Here is an 11,889-nt window from a genome sequence, read left to right as displayed (position 1 = left end):
TGGTCGACGGCGATGAGGGAGAAGCGGATGGCACTGGCCAACTGGGCGGGGAACGTGCGCTTCGGCGCAGAGCGGGTCGAGACGCCCGCGAGCGTCGACGAGGTGCGGGAGATGCTGGCGAGTGCGACGCGCGTGCGGGCGCTGGGGTCCGCGCACTCGTTCAACCTCATCGCCGACACCGACGACACGCTGCTGTCCACCGCCCGCCTCATCACCGCGCCGCGCATCGACACCGAGGCGCGCACGGTCACGGTCGGCGGCGGCATGCGGTACGGCGAGCTCGCCCCGGCCCTGGAGGCGGAGGGGTGGGCGCTGGCGAATCTCGCCTCGCTGCCGCACATCTCCATCGCCGGGGCGATCGCCACGGGCACTCACGGCTCCGGCGACGCGGTCGGCACGCTGTCGTCCGCCGTCGTCGGGCTCCAGCTCGTCACGCCCGCCGGCGAGGTGCGCGAGCTGCGGCGCGGCGACGCGGACTTCGACGGGGCGGTGGTCTCACTCGGCGCGCTCGGGGTCGTGACCGAGGTGACGCTCGACATCGAGCCGACCTTCGCCATCCGCCAGCGTGTGTACGAGAAGCTGCCGCTCGAGGTCGCGCTCGCCGAGTTCGACGCGATCATGGGCGCCGCCTACAGCGTGAGCCTCTTCCATCGCTGGGACGACCCCGACATGGTCGACCAGGTGTGGACGAAGGCGCGCGGCGACGAGGCACCGCGGCTGCCGGTCGGCATCGCGGAGGCGTCCGAGCAGGTGCACATGCTCGCCGGTGTCACGCCGGAGGCCACCACGCCGCAGCGCGGCGAGGCAGGCGCGTGGCTCGATCGCCTCGCGCACTTCAAGCTCAGCCACACGCCGTCGAACGGCGACGAGCTGCAGTCGGAGATGCTCGTGCCCCGCGCGTACGCGGTCGACGCGCTCCGCGTGGTGCGAGGGCTCGCTGAGCAGTTCGCTCCGCTCGTGCAGGTGATGGAGATCCGCTCGATGCGAGCGGACGGGCTGTGGCTGAGCCCTGCCTACGAGCAGGACACCGTGGGCCTGCACTTCACCTGGCTGCCGCGGCAGAGCGAGGTCGAGGTCGCCGTCGCGATCCTGGAGCAGGCGCTCGAGCCGTTCGGGGCGCGCCCCCACTGGGGCAAGCTCACTCGCCTCGACCCGCGCGTGCTCGCCGCGGTCTGGCCGCGGCTGGGCGACTTCGCGGAACTGGCCGGCCGCTGGGATCCCGCGGGCAAGATGCGCAATCCGTTCCTCGACCGGGTGCTGACCGCCTCCGGACGCTGAGCGGGCGGAGCGAGCTGGAACGGTGATCTACGCCAGCGCGTCGACGATCGGGCGGAACTTCACGCGCGTCTCGAGCAGCTCGGCCTCGGGCTGACTGCCCGCGACGATGCCGCCGCCGGCGTGTGCGGTGACCGCGCGGTGCGCGCCCTCGGCGGGGCCGATCTGCGCGCAACGGAGGGCGATCGCCCACTCGCCGTCGCCGTTCCCGTCCACCCAGCCGACCGGTCCCGCATAGCGGCCGCGGTCGAACGGCTCGATGCGGCGGATGGCCGCGAGCGCGGCGGGCGTGGGGGTGCCGGCGACCGCCGCGGTCGGGTGGAGCGACCGCACCATGTCGAGAGCGGAGTCGCCGTTCGCCAGCGTGCCCTCGACATCCGTCGCGAGATGCCAGACGTTCGGCAGCTTGAGCGTGAACGGCTGCTCGGCCGCCACGAGCGCGGAGGTGTGCGGCTCGAGCGCGGCGAGCACGCTCTGCACGGCGTAGCGGTGCTCGTCGAGGTCTTTGGGGGTGGTGGCGAGCTCGGCGGTGATCGCGGTGTCCTCGTCGGCGTTCGCGCCGCGCGCGCGGGTGCCGGCGAGCACCCGTGCGGTGACGGTGCCGCCGGAGACGGTGACGAGCGTCTCCGGGCTCGCGCCGACGATGCCGTCGACCGCGTACGCCCACGTGTCGGGGTAGCCCTCCGCGAGGGCGCGCACAAGGCGCCTCAGGTCGGCGTCCGCGGGAAGCGTGCCGGCGATGTCGCGTGCGACGACGACCTTCTCCACCTCGCCCGCCCCGATCGCCGCGAGCGCGTCCGCCACGGCCTCGACGTGCGCGGCGGGGTTCAGCTCGCCGGGGCCGAGGGTGGCAGACCAGTGCGGTCCGTAGCCGTGCGCCTCCGGATCGACCGGAGCGGGGCCATCCAGTCGGCCGATGCGGGTGACCCACCCCCGGCCGCCGCGGCGCCCGATGACGATGCTCGGCACGATGAGCGTGCTGGGCGCGGCGGAGGCGTCGTCGAACGCGAACGCGCCGAAGCCGACGAGACCGGTGCCAGGCAGTCCGACGGTGTCGTCGACATCGGTGGCCGAGGCGATCGCCCGCCAGAGGTCCGCGATCGCGTCGAGACGACCGTCTTCGCCGACGTCGATCCGCAGCACCTCGGCACCGGCCGCGACCATTCCGTCGCCGCGGCGCAGCCAGACGAGCGGATCGTCTGCGGAGGCGAACAGCAGCGGGTCCTCGGGGGCGGGGATCGGGCGCGTGACGGCGCGCAGGCGCGGGAGGGAGAGCGGGTCGGGCACGACTTCCAGCCTAGGGAGTCCCGCTGGGCGCGGGTCGTGCGCGCCTAGACTCGGCAGGATGACCTCCGATCGTCCCGCTGTGGGCACCCGACTGCTGTTCCGCTGGCGCAAGTGGGACGGCTCCCCCCACTGGGTGCACGAGTGCGTCTACCTCGGGGCGGACGAGTGGGGCGACTGGTTCGGTCAGCTGCCCGGATGGCGGAGCTTCCGTCCCGGACGCGACGTCACGCTGGACGCGGCCTGCGTCGTGCTCCTGCCGGCCGGGTCGGAGATGTGGACGCTCACGCGCAACGCGCTCCCGTCGCCGACGCGGGTCTACATCGACCTCGCGTGGGAGGCGAAGTGGGATGGCCGTGGCGAGCCGACCGCCATCGACATGGACCTCGACGTCGTGCACCGTCTCGACGAGCGCGGCCTCTACATCGACGACCGCGACGAGTGGGACGAGCATCGCGCGCAGTACGGCTATCCCGCGGATGTGCAGGAGAGCATCGAGGCCGTCACCGCCGTGCTCGAGCGCGAGGTGCGCGAAGACGTCGCGCCCTTCGACGACGCCACCGCCCATCGCTGGTTCGCCGTCCTCGCGGATCTCGAACTCACCTGACGGGGCCGCGCCAGAGCTCGTCATGCGCGCCGCGCGTAGACTCGCGGCGTGAGCGCCGCACCGCAGGAACCCAATCGCGCCGACCTCGGCAAGGACCCCGCCCGCGTCGCGGGGATGTTCGACCAGGTCGCCGCCCGCTATGACATCACCAACGTGGCGATGACGTTCGGCAATGACGCGCTGTGGCGTGCGGCGACGACCCGCGCGGTGGCGCCGCAGCCGGGGGAGCGGATCCTCGATCTCGCCGCCGGCACCGCCTCGTCGTCCGCGTCGCTCGCGCGCAGTGGCGCCGAGGTCGTCGCCGCCGACTTCTCGCCCGGCATGCTCGCCGAGGGGCGTCGGCGCCACGGGACGCTCCGCAACCTCTCGTTCGTGCAGGCCGACGCGACCGACCTGCCGTTCGCCGACGGCGAGTTCGACGCGGTCACCATGTCGTACGGACTCCGCAACGTCGAGCGGCCGAAGAAGGCGCTCGCCGAGCTCTTCCGCGTGACGAAGCCCGGTGGCCGACTCGTCGTCAACGAGTTCTCCACTCCGCCCGACCGCCGGTTCCGCGGGCTCTACCGGTTCTACAACGACCGCGTGCTGCCCCGCGTCGCGCGGGTGATCGGCTCGAACGGCGAGGCGTACGACTACCTCAACGAGTCCATCCGCCACTGGCCGGACCAGACGACGCTGGCGGCGTGGATCCGCGACGCCGGCTGGACCGACGTGCGGTACCGCAACCTGACCTTCGGCATCGTCGCGCTGCATCACGCCGTCAAGCCCTCGGATGGCCAGGGCGCGTCGGCGGCGGATGCCCCGGCGGAAGATGCCTCGGCCTAGAGGCATCCATGACCGTCGCCCCGGCCGCGACAGGTAGGCTTGACGGGTGACTCCGAGCCCCACTGCGCCGGGTTCGCAACTGGCGAGCCGTTTCGGTCTGAGTGACCGCGTCTTCGCCGGTCCCCTCGCGCGGCGCCTGGCCGCGAAGATCGAGCAGGGGCTCGAGCAGGTGGAGAGCGAACTGGCGGTCGAGCTGAAGGCCGCGGACCCGCTCGTCGACGCCACCAGCCGCTACCTGTACGAGGCCGGCGGCAAGCGCGTGCGCCCCATGCTCGTGCTCCTCACCGCCCAACTGGGAAGCGGCGCGAACCAGCGCGTCGTCGACGCCGCGAAGGCGCTCGAGCTCATGCACCTGGGGTCGCTGTACCACGACGACGTCATGGACGGCGCGGACCGCCGCCGTGGCGTGCAGGCCGCTCACCAGGTGTGGGGCAACAGCGTCGCCATCCTCACCGGCGACCTCCTGCTCTCGCGCGCGAGCGTCATCATGTCGCGGAACGGCGACGAGGCCATGCGCTTGCAGTCGGAGACCTTCGAGCGCCTCGTGCTCGGCCAGATGCACGAGACCGTGGGCGCGCAGCCGGGCGACGACCCCATCGAGTTCTACATCCAGGTGCTCGCCGACAAGACCGGATCGCTGATCGCGGCGGCCGCTCAGGCAGGCGCGTTCTTCTCCGACGCCGACGAGAAGTACACCGAGCCGCTGCGCGTCTACGGCGAGAAGGTCGGCGTCGCGTTCCAGCTGGCCGACGACGTGATCGATCTGTCCGCGAGCCCCGCCGACACCGGCAAGGTGCCCGGCACCGATCTGCGCGCGGGCGTTCCCACCATGCCGTACCTGCTGCTCGCGCGTCGTGAAGACGACGAGTCGCGTGCGCTTCTCGCTCGCATCGACGAGGGCGTCGCGCGCATCGCCGACGGGGCGGACCCGGCCATCCTCGACGGACCGCTCACCGAGCTGCGCGACCACGACGTGACCGAGGCGACGCGCGAGCTGTCGCTGAAGTGGACGCGCGACGCGGTCGACGCGCTCGACGTGCTCCCGCGCGGCACCGTGCGCGAGGCGCTCACGCGCTTCGCCGAGAGCCTCGCCATCCGATCCAGCTGACGCCCGCACCCGCGGTGCGAACGAAGGGACCGAAATGACCAAGCTCCGTCTGGCGATCGTGGGCGCAGGCCCCGCCGGCATCTACGCGGCCGACATCCTGCTGAAGACCGAGCGCAGCTTCGACGTGTCGATCGACCTCTTCGAGCAGCTCCCCGCGCCCTACGGCCTCGTCCGCTATGGCGTGGCTCCCGACCATCCGCGGATCAAGGGCGTCATCGGCGCTCTCCGCGAGGTGCTCGACCGCGGCGACATCCGCATCTTCGGCAACGTCCGCTTCGGCGAGGACATCACGCTCGACGACCTCAAGCGCCACTACAACGCCGTGCTCTTCGCCACCGGCGCCATCCGCGACGCCGATCTCGCGATCCCCGGCATCGACGCCGACGGCTCGTTCGGCGCGGCCGACTTCGTGAGCTGGTTCGACGGCCATCCCGACGTGCCGCGCACGTGGCCGCTCACGAGCTCGTCGGTGGGCGTCATCGGCAACGGCAACGTCGCGCTCGATGTCTCGCGCATCCTCGCCAAGCACGCCGAGGATCTGCTGCCGACGGAGATCCCGCAGAACGTCCACGAGATCCTCGACGCCTCGCCCATCACCGACGTGCACGTGTTCGGCCGCCGCGGGCCGGCTCAGGTGAAGTTCACCCCGCTGGAGCTCCGCGAGCTCGGCGAGCTGCGCGACGTCGACATGGTCGTGTACGACGAGGACTTCGACTACGACGAGGCCTCGAAGGCCGCGATCGCGTCGAACAAGCAGGTCAAGGTCATCGACCGCGTGCTGCAGCAGTGGCGCACGCGCCCGAGCGTCAACAAAGCGGGCGGCACCGCCTCGCGCCGTCTGCACCTGCACTTCTGGGCGAAGCCGGTCGAGGTGAAGACCGACGCCGAGGGCCGCGTCGCCGCGCTCGTCTACGAGCGCACCCGGCCGGATGGCGAGGGCGGCGTGGTCGGAACCGGCGAGCTGCGTGAGGTGCCGATGGGGCAGCTCTATCGCGCCGTCGGCTATTTCGGCTCGCCGCTTCCCGGCGTGCCGTTCGATGAGAAGCACGGCGTCATCCCCAACCACGAGGGCCAGGTGCTGCACGAGGAGTCGAACGAGCGCTTCCCCGGCCTGTACGCCACCGGCTGGATCAAGCGCGGACCCGTCGGGCTCATCGGGCACACGAAGTCCGACGCGATGGAGACCGTGCAGCACATCGTCAACGACCAGGGCTCCTGGTGGCAGCCCGAGGACTCGTCGGACGAGGCCATCCCGGACCTCCTCGCGGAGCGCGGCGTCGCCTGGACCGACCTCGCCGGCTGGCACCGCCTGGATGAGCACGAGGTCGCCCTCGGCCAGCCGCAGGGCCGCGCGCGTGTGAAGGTCGTGCCCCGCGACGAGATGGTGCGCATCTCCCGCGGGGAGTAGTCCGGGGAGCGCAGCGCGTCGGGGCTCCGGCACCGCGCGTGGCGCTGGGGCGTGCCCCGCGGGGTGCCGAGACTGCGCGGATGCTCCGAATCTGCACCGTCGCTCCGGATAGGGGCGCCGAGACAGCGCCGGCGCTCCGAGCCTGCGCCCTCGCTCTCAGACTGCGTGCGCGGCGCGCGGTTTCAGAGCGTTCGGGCGGTAGGGCCCTGCGGAGCGGGGTCGAGACTGCGTCTGCGCTCCGAGCCAGCGCCCTCGCTCCGAGCCAGCGCCCTCGCTCCGGCCCTGCATCCGCACTCCCAGCTGGCGCGTCCGCTCGCGTGTCGCGTGCGTTGCACGCTGTGTCGGAGCGCCGGCGCCGGGTCCGAGCGTCGCCGCAGCCTCAGAGCAAGCCGCGGGCCACGCATGCGACGACGCCCCGACCATCCGCGAGGGATGGCCGGGGCGTCGTGCGCGGGATCAGCGCTGGGTCGACTGCGCGGGTGCCGAGATGCGGCGCGGCTCGCGACGACGCGGCGGACGCGACGACGACGTGCCCTCGGTGCCGGCTACGTGCGTGCGCGGCGCGGTGTCGCCCGTCGAGGTCGAGTAGGTGCGCGGGGCGGCGGACTGCTGGCGACCGCGGCCGCCCTGGCCACCGCGTCCGCCCTGGCCGCCGCGTCCGCCCTGTCCACCCTGCTTGCCCGCGTCGCCGCCACGGCCATCCGCGGTGCGACCGGCGCCGGAGCGCCCGGACGATGCAGGGCGACCGCCGGAGCGCTGGCCCTCGCCGCCTTCACGCGCGGCGCGCTTGCGACGGGCGTTCGCGCCCTGCGAGGTGCCGGCCGCGGCCTGCACCGGGGCGTTGCCCGAACCCGGACCGCCGGCGACCGGCGTGACGTGAGGAGCGATCTCGCCGACGAGGGCGACGACCGCCGCGCTCTCGGGCGTCACACGCTGCGGCTGGGCCGCGATGCCGGCCTTGCGGAGCAGCTGCTTGGTGTCCTGCCGCTGCGAGGGGAGCATGACCGTGACCACGTCGCCGGCCGAGCCCGCGCGGGCGGTACGGCCCGAGCGGTGCACGTACGCCTTGTGCTCGGCGGGCGGGTCGACGTGGACGACGAGCTCGACGCCGTCGACGTGCACACCGCGGGCGGCGACATCCGTCGCGACGAGCACGCGCACGCGGCCCGTCGAGAAGTCGGCGAGGTTGCGGTCGCGCGCGTTCTGCGACAGGTTGCCGTGCAGATCGACAGCGGGGATGCCGCGCGAGGTCAGCTGCTTGGCGAGCTTCTTCGCCTGGTGCTTGGTGCGGGTGAAGAGGATGCGGCGCGCGACGCCCGAGGCGAGGGTGCGCACGAGCTCGTTCTTGTCCTCGTCGGCCACCTCGAACACGTGGTGGGTCATCGCGGGCACCGGCGACTCAGCGGAGTCGATCGAGTGGCGCACCGGGTTCTTGAGGAACCGCGTGACGAGCTTGTCCACGCCGTTGTCGAGGGTCGCCGAGAAGAACATGCGCTGGCCATCCGCCGGGGTCTTCGCGAGGATGCGCGTGACGCCGGGGAGGAAGCCGAGGTCGGCCATGTGGTCGGCCTCGTCGAGGATGGTCACCGCCACGCGCGAGAGGTCGACGACGCCCTGGCTCATGAGGTCCTCGAGGCGGCCGGGGCACGCCACGACGATGTCGACGCCGTTCCGGAACGCGGTCTCCTGCGGCTTCTGCGAGACGCCGCCGAAGATGGTCGTGACGGTGAGGTTCGACGCGGTCGCGAGCGGCGTCACCACGCGGGCGATCTGCGTGGCGAGCTCGCGGGTCGGCGCGAGGATGAGCGCGGACGGGCGTCCGGACATCCGCTTGGGCTTCGCCTCGGTGAGACGCGCGACGAGCGGGATGGCGAAGGCCAGCGTCTTGCCGGAACCCGTCTTGCCGCGGCCGAGCACATCGCGGCCGGCGAGGGTCGAGGGCAGCGTCTCGCGCTGGATGGGGAAGGGGGTGGGGCGGTCCTCGGCGACGAGCACGTCGATGAGGTGAGCGGGAACGCCGAGGTCGGCGAAGGTGGTCTCGGGCTGCGTGGTCGCAGTGGTCACAGATGACTGCTTTCGAGAGGGTGCCGTCGCGCACATGGAACGCGGATGATCGCGGGCGCTTCGGCAGATGGCGAACTCGGCGGGTGCCGGATCCGTTCGCCGCGGCAGGATGTTCGCGAGGCGCTGGGCGGGATGTTCCCGCTGGCGCGATCAAGACACGACGACGCGCGACAGAAGTCGCGCAGACCCCGACTCTAACACCCGCCCCTGTGAGGCGGCCTCGGATGCTCGGTACTGTGCAGAAGACAGCAGTCCACTGACGAAGGGGGTCCGATGTACCAGGACGACTATGGATGGATGGCCGGATTCGGGGTGGGAGTGCTGATCTTCGGGATCATCCTCTACCTCGCGATTCTCGCGCTCGTGCTCTGGATCGGATACCTGATCATGCGCACGGCAGTGAAGAACGGCATCCTGCTCGCCGACGAGGCGCGAGCCGCACGCGGCATCCCGCAGCGACCCGGCGGGCAGTACCCGCAGCATCCGGGCTACCCGAGTGGTCCTTCCGCACCGGGTGCGGGACCTGCGGGCGGGCCATCCGCGCCGCCGACGCGCTGAGCCCGGAAAGAGAAGGAGCGGGACGCTGTCCCTGATCAGCGTCCCGCTCAGCAGCTTCGGCACCCGAATCCGTGAGCTGCAATAGGCGAGGTCCCCCCGGACCAACTCCTCATGAAGGAGCCTACGAGACGAGGCGGATTCGGCGCCGGGGCTTTCCTTCGCGCGAAAGAGGTGCTACGCGGGTCGAAGACCGATGCCGCGGAATGCGCCCGTCGTCGACGTGGTTGCCGCGGAGTGGGGCAACGGTCCCTGCAGGAGGTTCGCATGGCTCATCCGTACACCCAGTGGTTTCCCGACGCCGTGCGCGACGGGACGTACGGGTACGACCTGGACGCCCTGCGCGCGGTGGAGCCTGTCGCCCCGCCGCCCGGGTTCGAGGACTTCTGGCGCTGCCGGTACGTCGATGCCGGGGGCGCTCCCGCGGACGCCGTGCTCACGCCGCTCGGCCAGCGCGCCGGGCGTGAGGTCTTCGAGGTCGAGTACACGGCCGCCGGCGGGCTGCGGCTGCGCGGATGGCTCGCGCGACCTGTCGACGGGAGGCCACCTCGGGTGGGGGTCGTCTTCGGGCACGGCTACGGCGGTCGCGATGCCCTCGACTTCGACCGCGTGCCCGACGACGCGGCCGTGCTCTTCCCGGTCGCGCGCGGCCTCGGTGCTCTGAACGCGCGCGTCGGCGCCCCGCTCCCGGAGGAGGGCCACGTGCTCTTCGGCATCGAGTCCGTGGACGACTACGTCCTCGGCTGGTGCGCGGCCGACCTGTGGCATGCGGCGAACGCGCTGCGGGAGCTCGTCGGCGAAGTGCCGCTGTACTACGTCGGCGAGAGCTTCGGCGGTGGCATCGGCGCGCTCGCCGTGCCGTGGGACGATCGCTTCGTCGGCGCCACCCTCATCGTGCCGAGCTTCGGCCAGTATGACCTGCGCCTGCAGCTGCCGTGCGAGGGGAGTGGCGAGCTGGTCCGCGAGCACGTCGCGCAGCACCCCGAGGCGCGCGAGGTGCTGCGCTTCTTCGATGCCTCGACGGCAGCGCTGTTCGCGCGCATCCCGGTGCGAGCGGAGTGCGCGCTGTGGGATGGCGTGGTCCCGCCACCCGGGCAGTTCGCTGTCGCCGATGCGGTGCAGGACCTCGACCTCGAGGTGCTTCCCGCGGGGCACGCGGAGTACCCCGGGCTCCAGGAGACTCTCGCCCGCTGCCACGCGGCGACCCGCCGCCACATCGAGGCGAGTCTGACTTCGCAGAGCTGAGGGCGCCGGAGTCACCCCGGCGCCCCGCCTCAGCGGAAGTTGATGAACTGCAGGTCGACTTCGAGGTCCGCGGCCTTCAGCAGCCGGATGACCTCCTGCAGATCGTCGCGGCTCTTCGACGACACCCGCAGCTCCTCGCCCTGGATCTGAGACTTCACGCCCTTCGGGCCCTCGTCGCGGATGATCTTGCCGATCTTCTTGGCGTTCTCCTGCGAGATCCCCTCCTTGAGGGTGGAGGTGAGGCGGTACTCCTTGCCCGAAGCCTGCGGCTCGCCGGACTCGAGGCTCTTCAGCGAGATGCCGCGCTTGATGAGCTTCGACTGGAAGACGTCGAGCACGGCGTTGGCGCGATCCTCGCTGTTCGCCTTGATGAGGATCGCCTCGCCGCTCCACTCGATGGAGGCGCCGGTTCCCTTGAAGTCGTAGCGCTGCTCGACCTCCTTGCGCGCCTGGTTCAGGGCGTTGTCCGCTTCCTGACGGTCGATCTTGGAGACGATGTCGAATGAGCTGTCGGCCATGCGGAAAAGCCTACCCACCCGGCCCCGCGGGACGAGGGCTTCGTAGAATAGCCCGCGAGATCTCAGGCGAGGAGGATGGCTATGCGCCCGCTCACACAGGAGGACGTGCTCGGATCGTTCGTGAACGCGGATGACCGGGAGCTCAAGCTGGTCGAACTGCCCCACGACTTCGTGCTGACCGAGTGGGACCACCTGGACTTCCTGGCCTGGCGTGACCCGAACACGCGCAGCCGCGGATACATCGTCGCGGAGATCGACGGCGAGCCCACGGGCGTCGTCCTGCGCGCGGCTTCGACGACGTCGAGCGCGCGCCACGGCATCTGCAACATCTGCCGCACGATGCAGCCCGGCAACCAGGTGACGATGTTCACCGCGCGCAAGGCCGGAGCCGCGGGGGAGAAGGGCGACAGCGTCGGCACGTACATCTGCGCCGACCTCTCGTGCCACGAGAACGTGCGGCTCGCCCTGCCGCTCGCGCCGAACGAGTACCGCGCCAGCGTCGATCGCAAGATCGACGGCACCGCCAAGCGCTCGCGCGCGTTCGTCGAGCGCGTCCTCGAGGAAGCGGTATGACCTCGACTGCCCGGACCATCGGCCGCGTCGCGCTGGGGGCCGCTCTCGCCTTCGCCGGCATCACGCACCTCACCGTCGCGCGCGACGAGTTCCGTGCGCAGGTGCCCGACTTCGTGCCGCTCGATCCCGACACGACCGTCGTCGCCTCGGGCGTGGTCGAGGTCGGCCTGGGCGCCGCGCTCCTCTTCGCGCACCGCCGTCGCAGCCTCGTCGGCAAGATCGCCGCACTGTTCTTCACGGCGGTCTTCCCGGGAAACGTCGCGCAGTGGCTGCATCGGAGCCCTGCCTTCGGTCTCGACACCGATGGCAAGCGCTTCGGCCGGCTGTTCTTCCAGCCCGTGCTCGTCGCCCTCGCCCTGTGGTCGACCCGCTCCCCTCGCCGACGCGGCGCCTGAGTCTCGTCGCGGTCCAGCACGAGAGCGCCGCT

Annotated in this window: 12 protein-coding genes; 9 read left to right on the top strand and 3 right to left on the bottom strand. The window is 71.7% G+C overall.

Annotated features, from left to right (window positions below; all coding sequences use genetic code 11):
- Positions 1–27 precede the first annotated feature (27 nt).
- Complete coding sequence (locus tag QWJ90_RS09550; protein ID WP_290107538.1) at positions 28–1,278, top strand: FAD-binding protein; 1,251 nt, start codon at positions 28–30, stop codon at positions 1,276–1,278.
- Positions 1,279–1,305: 27 nt separating this feature from the next.
- Here QWJ90_RS09550 and QWJ90_RS09545 read toward each other — a convergent pair whose 3' ends face one another.
- A complete protein-coding gene (locus tag QWJ90_RS09545) occupies positions 1,306–2,562 on the bottom strand; it encodes an isochorismate synthase (protein ID WP_290107536.1) in 1,257 nt (418 codons plus the stop codon).
- Between the two features lie 58 nt (positions 2,563–2,620).
- On the opposite strand from QWJ90_RS09545, the gene QWJ90_RS09540 reads away from it, so the two are divergent.
- Genes QWJ90_RS09540 through QWJ90_RS09525 form a run of 4 tightly spaced genes read left to right on the top strand, consistent with a single transcriptional unit; the run spans position 2,621 to position 6,507 of the window.
- On the top strand, positions 2,621–3,166 hold the full coding sequence (locus QWJ90_RS09540; protein WP_290107535.1) for a DUF402 domain-containing protein: 546 nt from the start codon (positions 2,621–2,623) through the stop codon (positions 3,164–3,166).
- Positions 3,167–3,214: 48 nt separating this feature from the next.
- On the top strand, positions 3,215–3,991 hold the full coding sequence (locus tag QWJ90_RS09535; protein ID WP_290107534.1) for a class I SAM-dependent methyltransferase: 777 nt from the start codon (positions 3,215–3,217) through the stop codon (positions 3,989–3,991).
- 46 nt (positions 3,992–4,037) lie between these two features.
- A complete protein-coding gene (locus QWJ90_RS09530) occupies positions 4,038–5,099 on the top strand; it encodes a polyprenyl synthetase family protein (protein WP_290107532.1) in 1,062 nt (353 codons plus the stop codon).
- Between the two features lie 34 nt (positions 5,100–5,133).
- Positions 5,134–6,507, top strand: a complete 1,374-nt coding sequence (locus QWJ90_RS09525; RefSeq protein WP_290107531.1) for an FAD-dependent oxidoreductase — start codon at positions 5,134–5,136, stop codon at positions 6,505–6,507.
- A 456-nt stretch (positions 6,508–6,963) separates the two neighbouring features.
- Here QWJ90_RS09525 and QWJ90_RS09520 read toward each other — a convergent pair whose 3' ends face one another.
- A complete protein-coding gene (locus QWJ90_RS09520) occupies positions 6,964–8,607 on the bottom strand; it encodes a DEAD/DEAH box helicase (protein ID WP_290107530.1) in 1,644 nt (547 codons plus the stop codon).
- Positions 8,608–8,844: 237 nt separating this feature from the next.
- Between QWJ90_RS09520 and QWJ90_RS09515 the strand changes: the two genes are divergently transcribed.
- Positions 8,845–9,129 (top strand): hypothetical protein, encoded by a 285-nt coding sequence (locus QWJ90_RS09515; RefSeq protein ID WP_290107529.1) that lies wholly within the window; start codon positions 8,845–8,847, stop codon positions 9,127–9,129.
- A 264-nt stretch (positions 9,130–9,393) separates the two neighbouring features.
- Positions 9,394–10,371: an acetylxylan esterase gene (locus tag QWJ90_RS09510; RefSeq protein WP_290107528.1), complete on the top strand. Its 978-nt coding sequence runs from the start codon at positions 9,394–9,396 to the stop codon at positions 10,369–10,371.
- A 29-nt stretch (positions 10,372–10,400) separates the two neighbouring features.
- Here QWJ90_RS09510 and QWJ90_RS09505 read toward each other — a convergent pair whose 3' ends face one another.
- A complete protein-coding gene (locus QWJ90_RS09505) occupies positions 10,401–10,889 on the bottom strand; it encodes a YajQ family cyclic di-GMP-binding protein (protein ID WP_290107527.1) in 489 nt (162 codons plus the stop codon).
- A gap of 81 nt (positions 10,890–10,970) precedes the next feature.
- Here QWJ90_RS09505 and QWJ90_RS09500 point away from each other — a divergent pair, with 81 nt between their 5' ends.
- Positions 10,971–11,462: an FBP domain-containing protein gene (locus QWJ90_RS09500; protein WP_290107525.1), complete on the top strand. Its 492-nt coding sequence runs from the start codon at positions 10,971–10,973 to the stop codon at positions 11,460–11,462.
- Positions 11,459–11,857, top strand: coding sequence for a DoxX family protein (locus QWJ90_RS09495; RefSeq protein WP_290107524.1), 399 nt, complete (start codon positions 11,459–11,461; stop codon positions 11,855–11,857). Before QWJ90_RS09500 ends, QWJ90_RS09495 begins: the two co-directional genes overlap by 4 nt.
- The last annotated feature ends 32 nt before the right edge of the window (positions 11,858–11,889 follow it).

Source organism: Microbacterium oryzae, from assembly GCF_030406385.1.
Classification (GTDB): Bacteria; Actinomycetota; Actinomycetes; order Actinomycetales; family Microbacteriaceae; genus Microbacterium; species Microbacterium oryzae_A.
Note: the sequence above shows the minus strand (reverse complement) of the source record. Positions and strands in the feature narration are given on the sequence as shown.